17 protein-coding genes are annotated in these 18,130 nt (G+C 51.4%); 8 read left to right on the top strand and 9 right to left on the bottom strand.

The features are described from left to right. Positions 1-3: 3 nt before the first annotated feature. The 7 genes from EKK48_10875 to EKK48_10905 form a co-directional block, all read right to left on the bottom strand. A complete protein-coding gene (locus EKK48_10875) occupies positions 4-846 on the bottom strand; it encodes a tetratricopeptide repeat protein (protein ID RTL42485.1) in 843 nt (280 codons plus the stop codon). A 431-nt stretch (positions 847-1,277) separates the two neighbouring features. Then, positions 1,278-1,769, bottom strand: coding sequence for a hypothetical protein (locus EKK48_10880; GenBank protein ID RTL42486.1), 492 nt, complete (start codon positions 1,767-1,769; stop codon positions 1,278-1,280). Continuing rightward, the gene (locus EKK48_10885; GenBank protein RTL42487.1) at positions 1,762-3,564 is read right to left on the bottom strand and encodes a VWA domain-containing protein; all 1,803 of its coding nucleotides are present in this window, start codon (positions 3,562-3,564) and stop codon (positions 1,762-1,764) included. Before EKK48_10885 ends, EKK48_10880 begins: the two co-directional genes overlap by 8 nt. A 16-nt stretch (positions 3,565-3,580) precedes the next feature. Then, positions 3,581-4,090 (bottom strand): hypothetical protein, encoded by a 510-nt coding sequence (locus EKK48_10890; GenBank protein RTL42488.1) that lies wholly within the window; start codon positions 4,088-4,090, stop codon positions 3,581-3,583. 6 nt (positions 4,091-4,096) lie between these two features. Beyond that, positions 4,097-4,690, bottom strand: coding sequence for a hypothetical protein (locus EKK48_10895; protein RTL42489.1), 594 nt, complete (start codon positions 4,688-4,690; stop codon positions 4,097-4,099). Between the two features lie 13 nt (positions 4,691-4,703). Further along, a complete protein-coding gene (locus EKK48_10900) occupies positions 4,704-5,525 on the bottom strand; it encodes a LysM domain-containing protein (GenBank protein ID RTL42490.1) in 822 nt (273 codons plus the stop codon). A 2-nt stretch (positions 5,526-5,527) separates the two neighbouring features. Then, positions 5,528-6,325, bottom strand: coding sequence for a hypothetical protein (locus tag EKK48_10905; GenBank protein RTL42491.1), 798 nt, complete (start codon positions 6,323-6,325; stop codon positions 5,528-5,530). A 209-nt stretch (positions 6,326-6,534) separates the two neighbouring features. Between EKK48_10905 and EKK48_10910 the strand changes: the two genes are divergently transcribed. Together EKK48_10910 and EKK48_10915 are read left to right on the top strand one after the other, a co-directional pair. Then, complete coding sequence (locus EKK48_10910) at positions 6,535-8,007, top strand: HAMP domain-containing histidine kinase (protein ID RTL42492.1); 1,473 nt, start codon at positions 6,535-6,537, stop codon at positions 8,005-8,007. A 39-nt stretch (positions 8,008-8,046) separates the two neighbouring features. After that, on the top strand, positions 8,047-8,724 hold the full coding sequence (locus EKK48_10915; GenBank protein ID RTL42493.1) for a response regulator transcription factor: 678 nt from the start codon (positions 8,047-8,049) through the stop codon (positions 8,722-8,724). Positions 8,725-8,793: 69 nt separating this feature from the next. On the opposite strand, the gene EKK48_10920 is transcribed toward EKK48_10915, so the two are convergent. Next, entirely contained in the window at positions 8,794-9,753 is a 960-nt protein-coding gene (locus tag EKK48_10920) for a CAP domain-containing protein (protein ID RTL42494.1), read from the bottom strand. A gap of 143 nt (positions 9,754-9,896) precedes the next feature. Next, a complete protein-coding gene (locus EKK48_10925; GenBank protein ID RTL42495.1) occupies positions 9,897-12,758 on the bottom strand; it encodes a hypothetical protein in 2,862 nt (953 codons plus the stop codon). A 221-nt stretch (positions 12,759-12,979) separates the two neighbouring features. Between EKK48_10925 and EKK48_10930 the strand changes: the two genes are divergently transcribed. From EKK48_10930 to fabF, 6 genes are all read left to right on the top strand, one after another. Continuing rightward, positions 12,980-14,014 (top strand): hypothetical protein, encoded by a 1,035-nt coding sequence (locus EKK48_10930; protein ID RTL42496.1) that lies wholly within the window; start codon positions 12,980-12,982, stop codon positions 14,012-14,014. Positions 14,015-14,057: 43 nt separating this feature from the next. Then, on the top strand, positions 14,058-14,795 hold the full coding sequence (gene fabG / locus EKK48_10935) for a 3-oxoacyl-[acyl-carrier-protein] reductase (GenBank protein ID RTL42497.1): 738 nt from the start codon (positions 14,058-14,060) through the stop codon (positions 14,793-14,795). A 103-nt stretch (positions 14,796-14,898) separates the two neighbouring features. Then, the gene (locus tag EKK48_10940; protein ID RTL42498.1) at positions 14,899-15,792 is read left to right on the top strand and encodes a DMT family transporter; all 894 of its coding nucleotides are present in this window, start codon (positions 14,899-14,901) and stop codon (positions 15,790-15,792) included. Between the two features lie 130 nt (positions 15,793-15,922). After that, entirely contained in the window at positions 15,923-16,174 is a 252-nt protein-coding gene (locus EKK48_10945; GenBank protein ID RTL42499.1) for a hypothetical protein, read from the top strand. Between the two features lie 318 nt (positions 16,175-16,492). After that, the gene (gene acpP / locus EKK48_10950; protein RTL42500.1) at positions 16,493-16,732 is read left to right on the top strand and encodes an acyl carrier protein; all 240 of its coding nucleotides are present in this window, start codon (positions 16,493-16,495) and stop codon (positions 16,730-16,732) included. Between the two features lie 132 nt (positions 16,733-16,864). After that, positions 16,865-18,127 carry a beta-ketoacyl-[acyl-carrier-protein] synthase II gene (gene fabF / locus EKK48_10955; GenBank protein ID RTL42501.1) on the top strand — a complete coding sequence of 421 codons (1,263 nt, stop codon included), beginning with the start codon at positions 16,865-16,867 and terminating at the stop codon, positions 18,125-18,127. Positions 18,128-18,130 lie beyond the last annotated feature (3 nt).

Genomic DNA, 18,130 nt, shown 5'->3' on the forward strand with positions numbered 1-18,130 from the left:
AACCTATTGCCTGTTGGGCGGCACAGGTAGCATGGCAAGTGAGCCGAACTGCGTGCAACGCAGGCACTGGCGACCCTTGTACTGGCGGTGGCAGACCGGACAGATCAGTACAGGCAATGGCGCGTTCTCCGCCTCGACTGTCTCGATAATCTTCTGTGCTTCAGTTAGCCACTTGTCTGGGTCTGGCGGGGTTTCGAAGGGTTTACCCTGATCGGCGTAGATCCGCTCCAGCTTGGCGATCACATACATGGTTTCGTTGTGCCATCTGCCAAAGTTCTTCATCAAGATAGGCAACGCCCTGGCCAGCAGTGTCTCGACGTCGGTTATTTTGCCCTGGTAATACATTGCGTTGCTCAGCTTGCTCAGCCCGAATGCAATGGCGGCATGTTCTTCGCCTACCAGCTCGATTTTGGTGATTAACGATTCTGTATACACCACTTCAGCTTCAGCGTAGCGTTTTTGCAAGCAGTAGAGATCGCCAAGTCCGTCCAGAGAAACGACTCGCATAGATTTGTTGAGTTGGTAATCAGCTTCGTCGAGTGCCTGACGCCAGAATTGTTCCGCCTCTACGTAGACTCTATTCTCAACTGCCTTTTCAGCGGCAGTTTTGAGCTGTTCCCACTTCGTTGGCCCAAAAGTTTTCTGCTCCACAGCTTGCAGGTCGGAAACGCGCACTTGATGACCCTGTGGAATCAAATTGGCGGCGGTTTTACCGATCGCAAAGGCAGTACTCGGCACGCCGTTCGGGTCGTACGCCGAGTCGGGCATCTTGAACTCGTCCAGCAATTCCAGCGTGATCACTGTTCCTGGGCGAATATCTCTCTTTGCGCGAACCACGAGAATCATATTTAGCTGCTCTTTTGGATTTCAGGTGGTGAAAACAGGTCTGTACTTAGATTATAAGCAGACATTCTGGTGGGCGGCTACTCGAAAGTTTGCGGAAAACTTCTCGGGTTTTTAAGACCTGACAAAAATTGGAGCCTGGATTCATAGTTTTTGGCTACGGTCAGTCCCGCAATGGCGCTAGTGGCGCAACCTGTCTGATTAACAACTCCGAAACAATTTCGGTGTTCAATGCTTTCAGTACGGAACACCTGCTACCGGTAAGCAGCCCGATTCTATAAGTTTTCGCTAGAGGTTCGCCACGCATTGCTGCGTGGCGTTCACTCTTTCTCCTTAAACTCAATTGGATTTCATTTGTATTTGTTGCCGGCGTCTATATCTATCGAAATAGAGCTAGAGACATTTCCTCTTGATTTGCGCAGCAGCACGCCCTGTTACTTCAATCGGACAATCGGAAAAGTATAGGTGTTCGAGAATTTCAGCTTTCCGTCTTGAAATTGTGCGGTGCCGAAGAACGTCAGAGGTTGAAAGGGCAACGTTACTTCAGTTGATGTAGTCAGTTGCACGTAAGGTGATGATTGCGGGTCGGGAGCGCCATTGAATGTTTGATAAACAATAGGGCTTTGCAGAATGGGCTTGCCAACGAAACTAACTGTTTCGTGACCCTTCAAGACAGTCTGTGCCAATTTAGTCGCCTGACCCAGATCTTCGCCCTGTGCCGCTGCTCGTGCAGCATCTCGGCATGCAACATCATTCATATAGGCACCAAATATAATGGCGCTGAGATGTACAGCCAGTATGACGAATACCAACATCATGAACGAGCAGCACGACAGCTCGACGAGTAGAGAGCCGGTTCTATTTCTCTTGTAGGCACCAGTTCTCGACGATTGGACTGATTTTTGCTTGAAACTGCGGTTATACATCTGAGGCCTCATGTGCAATTAGTCTGACCAGGTTGCGAGCTATTTTTGAGAAGGCGCTTCTCAAGTCGGCGCTGTTGGTTACTTCAGTGAAGGTACCTCCATGCCCTGCTATAGCCGCGATACCGCCAGTGGAAGGGTCGCTGTTCTTGTCGTTCAAAATTGCTACTTGCTGGGGAATGATGGCAGGATTTTGCGCTAATCCAACTGTGTAGATTGCGATACCGGCGTCTCTCGCTTCTGCTGCAGCCAGGCGGGCGTTTCGTAGAGGGTCGCTCGTATCGAGCGGACCGCAGGGCAGAGTCGGCTCTCCATCGGTGAAAAGGACGATAGCTTTGACGCTGCCCAGGCGTGATTTGTTTTTGATGTCTTGAACGGCTTCATGAATGGCGCCGCCGATATTTGTGGATCCCATGGCAACGCAGGATTTTATGGATTTATTGACGAGATCATAATTGTTTTGATCGGCTGCATTGCTCACTTTGACGTGGGGAAGTGGAAATCCCTGCTTCTGTCCGTAAGACGAGCTGTCATCGACTGAATACCATGTTTCGGTGCTGTTAGGATCTGCGCCTACAGCCGAGTCGAATGACACCAGCCCGAAGTGTGTATCTGCATCTGTGTTGAGGATGTCGTTGAAGGTAAGCAGTGCGTTTTTTGCATCGTTCATCGGCTGCAACTTGTTTGCTGCTGCGTCCAGATAAGCTTTTTGATAGCCGGGGCGCGGGCTCACAGTGACGGAAGTGTTTGCTTTGCTCGACTTGAAGACAGCGTCATTTTCCAGATTTCCACGCGCTGCTTCGATGAGCGTATTGAGATTGGGAAAACTGTAACCTTGATATTCGAATGAGCTGAAAGTTTGGTTGCCATCAATGTTTACCACCATGTCGGTGAAGGCAGGATAGCCATCCCATGTGAAGGCTGTGCCCGGAGGGTAGTTGCCTGGAGGTTGACCGGCGTCAGGATAGCCGTTCAGTGAGCGCAAGCCGGGCACGCCATATGCTTTGGCCAGATACTCGGTGAAGTACATTTTGCCGTTCCAGTAAGACTCGGTCAGAAGCTGCGGTGCAATGCCGTTCAGGCTGCTGCCGGTGACGTCTGGCTTGACTACGTCGAACAACTTTCCGTTGGCGACGCCATTGTTTCCTGAAATTACCTCGTAGGATATCGAGCCGCCATTCAAGGTCGGGTCCCACTTCCTCTTAACGCAAGAGATTGGAGTCTGGTCGTCCATTGATCCTGATATGTCGAAACAAATCGAGACGTCGAATCTTGGCACCGCACCAGTTGCGATGGCATTGACGGACATTGAATTGATGCCGACGAATTTTCCAAAGGCCAGCGTGGTGACAAGGCTGCCGTAGACGCGCACCACCTTGGCATTGGCGCTGGAGATATCTTCTACCGCGTTTGTGATCGGGTTGCGGAATTCGAAATATACTTTGGATTCGCCGATGTTGACTGCTTTGTCGTCTCTGTTGCTGGCGAGTGCGGTTGACGTTAGCTTGCTGCCGAGGACGAAGTTGCTTTGCATTATTTTCAGCGCTGCTTTGATGGAATTCTGGTGCGCAAGAGTTGTATTGGTGTTGTCCGAACTGGCAAGAGTCGCGACTGCAGCTAGTGATGCTGCGTCACAGGCATTTTGAAGTTCTTGCTTGGCCAGATAGAGACGCGCCACCTCGAAGGTGAAGACCGCGAGTAGCGGCATCACAAAGAACCCTACAATCGATACGAGAGCAAGTACTCCTTGCCCTTTGTTAGATCGAGTTTTTCGAGGCGCGACCGAAAGCGTATTCATGGTTTGAGAATCCTACTTAAATGTTCAGTCCATCAGGACTTTCACAGTATTGACGATCTGAGAGAGTTAAATGCAGAGGAGCCGAAATTCCCGCGATTTGAACGGGCGACGGAATCGGAAGAAATGGGTCGGCTGAACAATCCAACACCACTTCGATCTGGTAAGTGTTTTTACTCACATCTGCAGGCTTGATAAGCGGGCTCACAGTGCGGCTTTGAGCGCCGCTGTCAATGTTTGTGGTCAATATTTGAGTAGTGATTTTAGAGACATGGATGCCGGTGAATTTTTTAGTGACGTCTTCAACACCTTGATTGGCGAGCATCACGCAAGACGGTTTGCTTTCAACTGCTGTCAGGAAAGTTTGCCCGCGGCAAGCTCTCAGGCAGGCAGTGTGAGCGGCTGTGTACAAAAATGTCAGTCTTAATCCGATTGTTGCCAGATTGATCAGGGGAAAAGTGAGCGCGAAAAGAAAGATCCAAACAACGAATGGCAGTTCCATGACACCTGATTGATTCCGCGCTCTCATCTGTGCTTAACGCTCCACGTGGTTAGAGTGGCGATTGTCCCGCTGCATTGCCGGTGGAAAAGGCGTGGAAGAAATCTTGAGCATCACCTCGAGTTGCTTGCGCGCTTGCGGTGAAGTTACAGTGTTCGCTGCTTTCAGGCAGGCATCATGGGCTTGCGTGTTCTGGCGAGCGGCGATGAGACTTTGCACCAGTCCTAGATTGAGCGAGTCTGAAGCCGGGTTGAGTCTGACGCCTTGCTGAAATGCCGCTGAGGCTTCGCTGAACATTGACGCATGCATGTAGCTCTCACCAAGCCAGTAATAGTCATCAGCTGTAACTCCGGCGCTCTGGCAGACCTGACTGTAAAGCTGTTGAGCCACCCGAAATTGCGAGCACTGGTAGTTCTTCTGGGCCGTCAGACGCAGATTGCTGGGGTCGACTACTGGAGTCACCATCGCCAGTTGTGTGCCACCGTTACTGGTGTAACCGTAGCTTGCTGCGCCGGTGCCATATGTACTGATGGAATTCTGAGCATCTGCCGGGCAGTTGAGGAGCGGTGTAATCGCGCATAACGCTATTGCAGTTACGGAAAGCACTTTTGTCATTTTGAAGTTGAGCATAGGGGTAGTCTTCTTAAAATTGAGTTTCGTTGGCTTGACGACTCAGGGCGGCGATATTGACGAATTTTGCGCCGGGCTTGAGTTCGATGGCTCCGCCCGCATCAATGACGGTGGCACCTTCCATTACGGTGGCTTGACCGCCTTTGAATACAAATCCGCTCGCTCCCTTTTGCAAAAGAGCCTGTCCACCAGGGTGAACGACGACTTTGCTATCCGCACCGGCGAAAACCAGATCACACTTTTGTGCAGTGGTTACGGTTCCGGGCTCGGCGAATTTCCATACTTGCTCAGTGCAGGGACTGTTGGGATCATTGTTAGCCGTCGCCGCAGCATCGGTTCGTGTTTTGCTCGATTGACGTGCGTCGGATTGTCGTCCATCCGATTGACGTGAATCTGATTGCCGGGCGTCGGGCTGGGTCGCTTCGGTAACAGGTTTTGCATTCGCTGGTTGCTTTTTGTCGTCAACCGTCAGAATCATTCCCGGCTCCAGTCGGTGGTCTCTCAGTTTCGGATAATATTTGAGATTCAGTTCCACAATACGGTCGATTTCAGCGAAGATTGAACGACCATCAGGACGGTCTTTACCTTGAGCCAATAGCGACCGCTGGGCAATCTTGTAGAGATTATCTCCTCTGACTACCCAGTAGTCACCGTTGGTCGGCATAAACTTCTCGCTGCCGGACCCATGCTTGTCGCTTGCATGTTTTGCGGCTGGTCCCGATAAGTGCTTCACCGCTTCGCTGTGCAAGTTGCTTTGCGCTGCGGTTTTCGCGCTGTTCCTGTCACTTTCGACTGCTTTTTGACTGTAGATGTGGGTTTCGTGATGTGCAGACATGGCTACTTCTTTTTCACTTCGCAATCTACGTCATGTTTCTTTGCCACTGGGTGTGTCACTTTGTGGTGGACGATTGTGCGTTGTTGCTCGACGACTGGTGCGGGCGCAGGTACTGGTTTTGGAGCTTCAACCGGCTTTGGTCGGGTACGTTCGACATCGCTCTGGTCGATTTGCAGTGAAGGCAACTGCAGTGTCGTCTCTTTGCCCGTGTAGACCTGGGCTATTGAGTCGCACGCGCCTGCTTGCTTCAAAGAACTGCCGGCGAACTGAGTGGCTACCGCGCCTGCCAGTTCCGAGACAGGACGAGCCGCAGGGTTTGTGTTGTACTCGCGACCAGCCTGCAAGACTTTGTCCATCATATTGCTTGCTACCATTGCATCGTTCACTGCCGAAGTGCACACGGTCTGCTGTTTTATTACTTCCTGCCGTTTGGCCATGCAGTCTGGGTCTGGTCCGGATTCACCGCCACTGACGCCAATCAAGCCCAGAATATTGACACCGGATGATTTGCTCTTTGTGCATTCGCCGCCGCCAGCCAGTCCCGGTGCATAAGCGTTGGAGTTGAGGAATACCTGTCGATTTGTGATACTGCCGCTGCTGACAGCACTGGCTGAAGCATCTGAAGATGCGCTCGACCCTGGCACAGGTGGTTTACCTGGGGGTTCGACAGGTGGGGTTATCGGTCCATGAGGCTCCGTAGGATTGCTGGTCCGAGGACCCGACATTACGTCGCTATATGCGATTCCCTGACCTTGTGGGCTGTCCTGCCGAGCGTCACTCATCTGCAATCTGTCTGACATTACAACGACTCCTTGTCTCTATCTCTGGATTCCGGGCTGCGTTTCAACTTCGAAACTTATGCCGTCATATTAGAGAGCCGTTTTGTCAAAGCTCGTTCAAAAGTTTGTCAAAATTAGACCACGCACATTAATCTCGGAAGAGTGCATGGGCTGGCAAAATTTTTACCGGGCGAGGGCGTGATACCCTAGCAACAGGCACCCAGTATTTTATGAAACTCACCCTCCCACAAAAAGCGATGATATTAGTGGCGGTGCCGCTGGTCTTTGAGCTGGCTTTTCTCGTTGGTCTTGGCGTGCTTCTCGACCAAGCCGAGCGTGAACGTGCTCAGGAGGCTCATGCTCGTGAGGTCAGTGCCCATTTAAGTGCATTGATGCGTCTGATGCTCGAGCGCGAAACCGGTATCGTCGTCAGGCATTTATCTCAGAATAATCCCAATATCAAATCCAGCTTCGATGAATTGACGCGAGGGATGGTTCATCAATACGAAGTGCTCGAGAACATTTGCAAGGATAACGAGCACGAACGGCTCCAGATGCAAGATTTGACTAAGTTACGGGCCAAAGTAGAAGATCATTTTCTTCGCGCTAAAATCCTCATGGAGCGTGATCAGCAGGTGCAAGCACTGCGGGAATGGATGCAGTTGCAAAAATATATTGGTGAAATTCACAAGGCTCTTGTCAAATTGGTTGACGAGCAGGAAGTGATTCAGGAAGAGAGAAGGGCGGTTCTGAGCCAATACAGAGCACAGATCAACGCTACTTTAGCGGTCGGTTTTTTGATCAACATCATTCTGGCAGTCGGGCTGGCAAGTTATTTCAATCGCGGAACAACAAAGCGCCTTAATGTGCTGATGGATAATACATATCGATTGGCAAGTGGAATGCCGCTGCACGAGCCACTTTCAGGAGCGGACGAAATTGGACGTATCGACTCGACATTCCATCAGATGGCCGACGCACTGAATCAAGCCGAGCAACAGCGTGCTCAGATAGAGCAATTGAAGCAAGAGTTTGTGCAAATGGTGAGCCATGATTTGCGCGCACCTGTGACGTCATTGCAGATGTTTCATTCGCTGCTGGCCAAAGGAGACTTCGGAAAACTGGACGAAGACGGCAAAAAGCATCTTGCCGCTGCCGAAGAAAATACTGAACGCATGTTTACGCTCGTTAGCGATTTGCTCGAGATGGAAAAACTCGAGTCGGGTACGATCACTCTCGACCGTCGCGCCATAGAAGTTGACAGCGTCTTAGAACCGGCAGTAATTGCTGTGCAAGGCGTTGCCAAAAAGCGCGGTGTAGAAGTAGACATCATGGGCCATGACAATCCGAAAATCACGGCTGATCGAGAACGACTGATTCAAGTGGCTGTCAATTTGATTACAAATGCCATCAAGTTTTCACCCGAAAACGGCTCCGTTTTGATCGCCGTGAAAGAACTTCCTGCACAAGTTGAAATCAGGATCTCAGATCAGGGGTCTGGCATCGCTCCTGAGCTGCAGGCTGAGATATTCGAGCGGTTCAAACAATCTGGATCGAAAGAGCAACAGTCTAAAGGCGCCGGTCTGGGGCTGGCAATCGCCAGATCGCTGGTTGAACTTCACGACGGGCGTATCGGTGTCGAGTCGAAGGTTGGAGAAGGCAGCACTTTCTGGTTCCGTGTGCCTCGCGCCCCTGTGGTATAAGATTCTGGTTGGCATTACTCCTGTGGCTCGGAATCGGGAATGGCAAAAATCCTAATAGTCGAAGATGATGCCGAGTTATCGCAACTTGTTAACCGCTGGTTGACCAGTGAGCATCACCTGGTTGAAACTGTCGACGATGGTGCTGATGGCTTATCACGCTTGAAAGCGTATGATTATGACTTGATTGTTCTGGACTGGAATCTGCCCAGTTTGACTGGTCCTGAGATATTGCAGGAGTATCGGCAGGCTGGTGGAACTGCGCCTGTTTTGATGTTGACAGGTAAAAATACAATCGTCGATATTGAAAGTGGTTTCAAGGCTGGTGCCGATGATTATCTGACCAAGCCATTTCATGCTCGCGAACTGACCGTGCGCATAGCGGCATTGTTGCGGCGCAGCCCTAACTACCTTGGTGACGTCTTACGCGCAGGAAGTCTCGAACTGGATCGCGGAAATTACCTGGTTAAGCGCAATGGTGAGGAAATTCAGCTGTTGCCAAAGGAATTTAGTTTGCTTGAATTCTTGATGCGCAATCAGAATCGGGTTTTCTCTTCAGAAATGCTATTGGGCAAGGTCTGGGTCAATGACAGTGAAGCTACAGTAGATGCCCTTACCAGCTGCATGAAGCGATTGCGCAAGAAAATTGATGTGGAAGGTTCACCTCAGCTTATAAAAACCATCCACGGGGTCGGATACAAGTTGGTGCCCGATGCTTAGAACGCGAGTCGGTGCCAGACACGTACGCAAGTTGTGCTTGAGGCATAGATGAAGTTGAAGTGAACGCTGTTACCTTCCGAACTCTTCTACGAGGAAAAGTCGATTGCCTGCATAGGTCGAGCCGATGCCGACCAGGTGCGCCTCCGCGTCCATGATGGCCGGGCGATGCCCTGGTGAATCCATCATTTGTTGGTGCAGAATCTTTATGCCTGCCATACCGCTGTTGCCCACATTGCGTCCAATATTTTCATTCAGAAAATTGCTTATACCGGCTTGCTGTGCACGTTCGATCGCGCCTCGTCCCATTAAATCCTGATGCGGATTATTGTTGGAGTCGCGCACATCGTACTTGCTTGCATTTGCTGCTAAGTAGTCCGCGTAAGATTGAGCAAAACGGCTGAGAACAGGATCTGCTTGCAGTGGTCCGAGCCCCCCTCCAGCGCGACTGCTGTTGAGAAGGGAAAGCATGAGCGAACTGACGCTGCCACCGGCGGAGGGAATCGACAATACGTTTCTGTTCGCAATTGGGCGATTTGCAGAAGCTGATGATGTGCTGCCCGCTGAACCAGATGATGCAGTGCTTGCGGTTGCCACTTCAGCTTGCACTGAACCGCTTTGCACCTGAGGCGAGCCGTTGTTGTCGGTGGCATAGGTGAAGGTAATCGGACCTCGTTTGGCTCGATGCGACAGCCAGCTGTCTACAGCTTTGGCAGAAATCATCGAGTAGTTGTCTATTGTCAAAAGCACCATACCCGGTGACAGATTCATCTTCTTTCCGATATCACCAGTCGGCGCAGAGGTAATGAAAATACCCTGGTTTGCTACTTTGTTTAGCATCACATAGGCCGGCACACAGTTAACGCCCAGCGCATTCGAAAACGCCTGAGCATTAGACGTCCTGTAGGCAAACGATTTGTTTTGTGCATTCGACGCAACACTTTGTGCTGCTATCAGTACGACCGCAAAAATGAGGCTGATGTTTTCAACTTTGAGTTTCACTGGCATTTCATTCCAAATTGACTCAGTCAATTGTATCGCTCCTCGAGACCGGATGGTTGAGAGAAGACGTATGGAAGCCACAGCGGCAGCTCAAAGCAATTTCGGTGAAATCTCTCAATAATCTCAAAGAGATTACCAGGCAATTTCAGGCTGATTTCAGAGCAATTACTCTCTTATTGACCGGAGTTGAGAATCTCTTCCTTCTTCTTTTGCAATCCCATCAAATCTTGAATTGCCAGGCTGCCACCTGCTGCCGATATTGGAATCGAATTTTTGCCGAGCCAATCGCGGAGTTGATATTGGTTGGCGATTGCCTTACCGATGCCGTGGCTTGCCATTTCTGGGAAGCGGGCAATGGTTGCTGCAGGAGCCAGTTGCAACTGTTTCAGAACAGGAGTTTTGATCGGGTCAACGTGCGGGTCGCCGGCCAGGTATTTGTTGCCGAAGAAATCGGAGAACTCGTTGACCTTGGCTTGAGCCTGCATCGGGTCCATGCCACCGGCGATCAATTTGAGCATTGTTGGCTGACCGGCTCCGTATACATGCGTCATCTTCGTGCTGTTGATATCGAACGGAACGTTATCAGGCGTCTTGCCACTGTTGATTGCATCAGCCCAGGTGTCAGAGAGACCTTCAATCTTCGCGTAGTTCTTTCTCAAGTCAGGAAGAATTTCGAAGAAAGTATGTCCTTGCAGACGTGGAAGAGGCGTGTCTACCTGCAGGTTGACCAGATCAGGCAAGAATTTCTTGAACGATTCAAGTGGAATGGTGATCGATTGACCGGGCACGTCTTCGCTGGCGATGACGATGTCGCCTGGCTTGCCTGCGTTCTTCGAATAAGCATCCAGTGCATCGGCGTGTGCCATCAAAGCAGGGTCAGATGTGCCGTCTTTGTTCATCGCCATCTTGCGAATCAAAGCAGCTTGAATCAGTGGTCTGACTTTATCTACCGGGTGAGCTTCGATACCCATCGGATTTTCCGGCGAGCGCATACCCTCGGACATCACTGTTCCGTTGTAGAGTTGTCCACCCTTTCTCAATGCCTGGAAGTATGGAGCGGCTGATTGACCAGTTTCTGCGGCGGCGAGCCAGTCTGCCACTGTTTCGTCTGCCCATGCTTTTGCCAGATTGACGACGATTTCCTTCATCGGCATTTGATCGGGCAGAGGCGGCATGTCGGCTTCGACTGGTTCTGCAGGTGGTGCGCCTGGTTCAGGCTTGGCTTTTGGAATAGTGATCATTTCGTCGGCTTTAGGACCGAGAGCTTTCTCTGCCGCTTGCACCAACTTGGCGTCTCTCACCTGGGGATCGAGTTTGCCTAACTGACCGAATTGATCGTGACCAAACTCGTGACCGTAGATGCCTGAAGTGAGATGTCCTCTCGTGCCGAGATCGCGTACGGGGTACTTGACCAGGTCGATTGGCCAGACCTGCTCTCCGTTCGGTCCGTAGATAGCGCGGACAGTGTGTGGACCCTGGTGAGATGTGATTACTTTTCCAGTCTTTGGATCGCGTCCCACTACCATCTGGTCATCGCTGAGTTCGACCAGCGCCGGCAGAGGCTTCTGCGCCATGGCTTTGATCGGGTCGATACCAGCTTGAATCATATTACGTACATAAGTGGTCTGGTTTTCTGCGGCGTAGATGTTCATACGTCCGATGTGCTGACCATCCGGACCGTTGTTGTAGTTGTGTGCCTGGCTGGTGGCGTCTGAGAGTCGCTTGAACAGTCCTTCGACTTGCATCCAGTTGCGTGGATTGTCGCCTACCTGGTTAGCCAGCTCCATCATTGCGTTTCTGGCGAGCAGGTAGCCGGGGTCGAGTGGTTTGAAATTTTGTTCGGTGGCGGCGTGAACAACTGCAGTGGGTCTTCCGACTGCATCGCGGACTGCACTGGCAGTATCGCTGACGCTGGCTATCTGAGTTTTGATGACGCCTGCCAACTTTGTCATGTTCTCGGCAGTCATCGCTTCGGCTGTGGTGAAGACCTTCTTTCCACCGTTGCCGGCCGCGTCGGCTCCAGGCTTAACGGCTGCATCTGTTGTCGCGACAACATCAGGCTTGGCGCCTTCAGTCAGATGTTCGGGCACAAAGATGCCGTGTTGCTGCTTCCAGCCTGCGATCTGATCCATCGGACCGGTTTGCAGGGCGTCGCCAATCACATTGGGCTTGGCTGCAGGTACTTCTTTTGGATGTCTTCCGGAAAGGAGTGTTTCAACGGTGCCGTCCAGACCATGCGTGTGTCCGTCGCTGCCAACGACTCCCTGTGAATAGATTTTTTCGCTGTATTCATGGCGACCGTGTGCTTTCTCGCTCGAGGTGAGAGCCTCCATGATTGCTTCTTGCGACATGTTTGCGGTTGTCGGCTTGGGCGGGTTGAGCTTGTCACCGAAGCTGCGCATGGTGCCGTCGACTTTGCCAACCAGGTTGCTCAGACCGACTCCGATTGTTGAACTGGTGCCGAGATGTTCTGTCTTCCATCCTTCCAGCGCGCGCCATTGTGTAGGTGCAAATTTTTCGCCCATCACAGGAGTCATGCGTCCTGTGAAGCCTGCGATTTTGCCTGTCAAATAACCATCAACGGCGAATTGACCAAGCCCGTTGCCCATGCTCACAGCGGAATTCATCATCACGTCGTCACCACTCTTGGTGGCAACGTTTTTCCACGCTTCGAAAACTGGAATTGCGGCGTCTTTGGCGAAATAGATTCCCAGTGCAGTTCCTGCAATTGCCTTGAAGGCTCCTGCTTCCGGAAGCGCGACGCGCAGGGCCACACCAAGTGCTCCTGCGGTCAGTACCTTAGTTCCGGTCTCCTGCCAGTTGGCGGGGTCCAGGTCATGTTTGATGGCGTTAATAGCGCCGGGAATGGAGTAGGCCGCACCTTCTAAGGTGACCTGCCCGACACGCAGTGCCTTCGTTCCGAGACTCATATCATTGTTGGTGGCGTCTGCTCTAAGCTTATTGCTTGCATCCTGAGCTTCGGGCGTGTGTGCAGGTTGGTTTTGTACTACATCCTTGATCCCGTTATCGCCCATTTGACTTCCTCCAGTATTTCCGTGGCCACCTGCGCGTATGTAACGGTGAGTTAAGGCAAGCGATTGTGCATCGCTCCCGTCATATTTCCGTTTTCGCTGCAAGGAGAACCGATGTCATGAATTTAACTTATAAAACCAGCCGAGTCACTTGGGAGGATTACGTACTCAGTGGTGAAAGTCCCATGAGGCTCTGAGATAATTGGAAACTTCTTTTACCGTGGGTGCGGATTTTGGAAGAAAAAAGCACACAAACAGCCGCCACAGCCTCTAATTCCGACGACAGAGTTAATGATCGGATTAGAGGATTAATCTTCGGCGCCGCCTGTGGAAACTCTCTCGGCGGTTCCAGTGTCGGTTTGAAATATCGAGATATTTCGGGATTTCGAAGCTCCGGCGTGACCGGCGTGCGCGACTTCGCCGACGCGCTGGCTAAGAGCGGCGTGCCTGAGCACAAAGCCGGTGAGCTGCTTGCTGATTCCCTGCTCGGTCTGGCTCTGGCTGATTCATTAATTGGCAGTCGGGGGCGGCTGGATGAAGCTGACCTGAAGAGACGATTTGCCGCTTTACTCGAGTCTGAAGCTTTCCTCAAGTCCTCGCCTGGCGCAGCCTGTCTGACTGGCTTGAGGAAGATGGTGGACAGTGCCGAACCGGCAGAAACGGGTGCGGAAGCATTGCATCCCAATGTTGCAGCTCGTGTTTTTGCCGCCGGTGCCCTGCCGGGCGGAGAAAAGAGCGATGAGCCGCTCGATGTGGCCGTCAAACAAGCCAGGTTGAGTCACGGCGACCTGCGTTCTGTCGCTTCTGCCGCCGTTATAGCTGATAGCATTCGTTATTTCATAGCCGGCGGAAAGCTTGAAGACGCCGAGCAGGTGCGAGCTTACGTTGGACATGAGTTCCAGGTGGCCCAGGCTGTAGATGAGAGGTTCGCTGAGAATTGGGACGATGTGGCGCCCGATTTGGATTACGCCAATCCTCCGGACGACCTGCCGTATTCCCTTATAAATGTAGAGCCGACCATCACAGAGCTTGTGCCGACAGCGGTGGGAATATTCCTGATTTTCCGCAATGACCCGGAAGAGGCTATATGTGCGGCGGCGCGGTCAGGCGGCGATACCGATACTGTCGCTACTATTGTCGGCGCTCTCTCGGGTGCCTATCACGGAGCTTCGAAGTTGCCGGAGCGCTGGCTTAACAAAATCAATGAAAAGGAAAGGTTGGAAAGTGTAGCGCAGCAATTAGCGGCGCTCTGGATTTAGTTGGACGTACTACTGGAAGCAAAACGAAAAGGGTGAACATTAGATGAGTAAGTTGGCTGATAAAGTCGCAATCGTGACAGGTTCGGGAAGAGGTATTGGCAGAGCGATTGCGGCTGCGTTGCAGGCTGAGGGCGCCAAGATCGTCATCAGCGATATCAACGAAGAGCTTTGCAAAGAGACGAGCGCCGAGCTTTCAAAATCAGGCGATGTAATTGGCGTTGCTTGTAACGTCACAGATACGCCGAGCATTGAGAAAATGGTTGCGCAGGTGATGGAGAAGTGGGGACGCATCGATGTGCTCGTCAACAATGCCGGCATTACTCGTGATGACCTGTTCATGCGTATGGGCGAAGACAAATGGCAAGCTGTTATCGACACCAATTTGACATCGGCTTTCAAGGTCACCAAGCCTGTGCTCAAAGTCATGTCAAAACAACGCTCGGGACGAATCATCAATATCGCCAGCACAACCGGCGTGCATGGAAACTTCGGTCAGTGCAACTATGCTGCTGCCAAGGCTGGATTGATCGGCTTCACTAAAACGATCGCGCTTGAATATGCATCAAGACAGATCACATCCAACGCTGTTGCGCCAGGATTCATCGATACTCCGATGACGGCTGCCCTGGGCGAAGAAAACATCAAAAAATACGTCGAGCGTATTCCGCTCGGTCGCATGGGCACCCCAGACGATATCGCCGGAGCTGTTGTTTTCTTTGCAGCCTACGCACCTTACGTAACAGGCACCGTGCTTGAAGTAAACGGCGGTTTGTACACATAAAATCTCTCGTCCTGGTAAAAACTCACAAGAACCCAAAGACTTCAGACTTTGGGTTCTTGTGCAAATCATCTTTGAATTCTTGCGTACATCAACTGGTATCCCAATGGTCAACTTAGTTCCACTCTTAGCGGTTCTCGGCTCAATCATTTCATTGTGCGTCGGCACGTCTTTTGGTAAGTCGCTTTTCCCCATCATTGGACCATCAGGCACTGCCGCTGTGCGTGTCATATTCGGCTCGGTCGTTCTGGTGGCCTTCTTCAGACCATGGCGGCAACCCATCCCACGCAAGTCTATAAAGGTGATCGCTCTTTATGGGCTCGTGCTCGCCATCATGAATTCGATATTCTACGAATCGATTCAGCGTTTGCCTCTCGGAATTGCCATTGCCATTGAGTTCACGGGACCACTTACTGTGGCCATTGTTTCATCGAGACGGGCAATAGACTTTGTCTGGATAGTTCTGGCGGCGCTCGGGCTGGCATTATTACTGCCTCTGTCACCAGGTTCGGTGGCACTGGATGCGCTCGGTATTGTCTTTGCATTTGCTGCCGCCGCGCTCTGGGCCTTCTACATTATTCTTGGCAAGAAAATGGCCGACCTGCCTTCCGGTCAGGCGACCGCGCTCGGTGTTGTCTGCGCCGCGCTCGTGCTTCTGCCGGTGGGCGTAATCAAGGTCGGACCGCACCTCACTGATCCGCGGGTTCTTCTGGGCGGGTTCGGCGTCTGTCTTGCCTCCAGTGCCATTCCCTACAGTCTTGAAATGTGGGCGATGAAAAAATTGCCGAAAAATACCTTCAGCATCTTGTTGAGCATGGAGCCAGCGGTCGGCGCGCTGTCAGGTATGTTTGTGCTGCACGAGATACTCACACCGATGCAATGGATGGCTGTTTGCAGTGTGATGGTGGCATCCATCGGCACGACCCTGACGGCACGGAGTGCGCCGGCTAAAGCTGGTGAAGAACTCGACATCGTTGCTGTTCCCGCCGACATTCTCTAATTTCAAAATCATTCTTTGACATCGACTCAGTAGTTCACTGCATGCGGTGGCGGTGATTCGCCGCGAGGATTCCCCCTCATTTCTTTCTGGGCATGCAATTTCTACAACTTTTATATGTTCAGTGCTGATAATGCCGATCGTAACGCAGTCGTTTCAAAAACGTGGTGGCATCATGGACATGTGGCTCATTCTGCTTCTTTTAACCGCTATGGCGGGCATCATGGGTTGGGGAATGACCGCCTTTGTAAACGCGGTTTTGTGGTTTTGTGATTGGTCTGACGGTACACCTATCAACTGGGGGATGGATCTGGGTCTCACTTTAGCTGTGCCGTTTGCCTGGATTTTTGCTCTTGTAGAGATTGCCTGCGTTTACTGGAAGTAAGATATTGACAACCCTGTCTATTAAATCTAAGAAAAGATGGTCCAAATTGATGTCCGGAACGACGCGCTTGAATTCCGTTCTCTTGACGTCCCTGGTGCCAAACCAATATCTGCTGTATGTATAGATTCACAAGTGATTGCGATTCATTACTTAACGAGAGCGTGCATGCTTGGCAGTTTTTCGCATTGATCATCCTTAAAGCAAAGAATGTACCGATGAAACGACCTTTCTCGATGCGACGTGATATTCTAGTTCGCCTTGACACAAGTGTGGCCAGCGCGTCTTGTTAGCGTTTTGGTTAAGGGGGATAGAACAAATATGGATGAGAAGGAAGCCTTCGAGAGAGTAAAGAAGGTGGCCGTTGCCCAATTGAATGTGAATGCTGACGAAGTCACGATGGAAGCCAGTTTCACCAAAGACCTTGGTGCAGATTCCCTCGACACAGTCGAATTGGTCATGGCTTTGGAAGAAGAATTCGGTATGGAAATACCGGACGAGGATGCCGAAAAAATTACCACTGTCGGTGAAGCTGTCAAATACATTTCGTCGCATATCTAACATCTCCGAACGTTCCCAAGGTCAACTTCATGTTGATATGGAACGGTCGGGTGCGGCACATATTTTGATGGCTTCGGGAATCTCTCCGAGGAAAGTCAACGCAGTTCGCTGCTCGACTTAAACAAGCTACGAATGACAAAAGAACGCGTCGTTGTGACAGGTATTGGCGCAGTCTCTGCAGTAGGGACTGGCATAGAAGAATTTTGGAAGGGCATCGTACAGGGCCGTTCCGGAGTCAAACGTGTCACCACAGCCAGAGTCAAAGAGGAGATGCAATCGGCGTGCAAAATTGCCGCCGAAATCGTCGACTTTGATGCATCGAAATATTTAGAACCAAAACAGGTTCGGCGCACGGATCGCTTTATCCAGTTTGCAGTCGCGGCAGCTCAATTGGCTGTGGACGACGCGAAACTGGACATGAAGCAAGAAGATCCGACCCGCGTCGGCGTTGTCGTTGGATCTGCTGCTGGTGGATTCGAAACAATCGAGCAGCAGTATCGTGTTTTGATGGAGCGCGGACCGGATCGTTGTTCACCATTTACGGTGCCGATGTTGATCGTCAATATGGCGGCCGGATGGGTATCGATTCTGCATAATGCCAAGGGTCCGAACTCATGCACTGTCACAGCTTGCGCGACCTCGGCTAATTCCATCGGTGATGCCTATATGATGATCGAGCGTGGCGACGCTGATGTCATGTTTGCAGGTGGAAGTGAAGCACCTATTACAGCCCTGTGTATGGCGGGGTTCTCCTCCGCTCGCACATTGTCGACTCGCAATAACGAGCCTGAAAGAGCCAGCCGTCCCTTTGACAAAGACAGAGATGGCTTTGTAATGGGTGAAGGCGGCGCCATTTTGATTTTGGAATCTCTTTCGCACGCGCAGAAACGTGGCGCAAAGATTCTCGCTGAGTTAGTCGGTTATGGTATGACGGGCGATGCCTGGGATATCGTTCAGCCCTGTGCTGACGGTAACGGTGCCGCACGTGCCATGCAGGCTGCTCTCAAGCAAGCCGGCATGAAACCGGAAGATGTTAACTACATCAATGCTCATGGCACTTCGACGCCTCTTGGTGATCGCGCTGAAACAACAGCGATCAAATCGGTTTTTGGTGAGCATGCCACAAAGCACAAGTTAGCAGTCAGTTCGAGCAAATCGATGACAGGCCACTTGCTCGGTGCTGCTGGTGCTCTTGAGGCAGCAGTATGCATCATGGCAATAAACGATTCTATTTTGCCGCCCACCATAAATCTGGATAATCCAGACCCTGAGTGCGATCTGGATTACGTTGCCAATGTCGCTCGCAAGGGTGTCAACATTGATGTGGCGTTGTCAAACAGTTTCGGATTTGGCGGCCACAACGCTTGTTTGTTGTTCAAGAAATTTAAGAGTTAGCTA

This window comes from Candidatus Melainabacteria bacterium, assembly GCA_003963305.1.
Taxonomy (GTDB): domain Bacteria; phylum Cyanobacteriota; class Vampirovibrionia; order Obscuribacterales; family Obscuribacteraceae; genus PALSA-1081.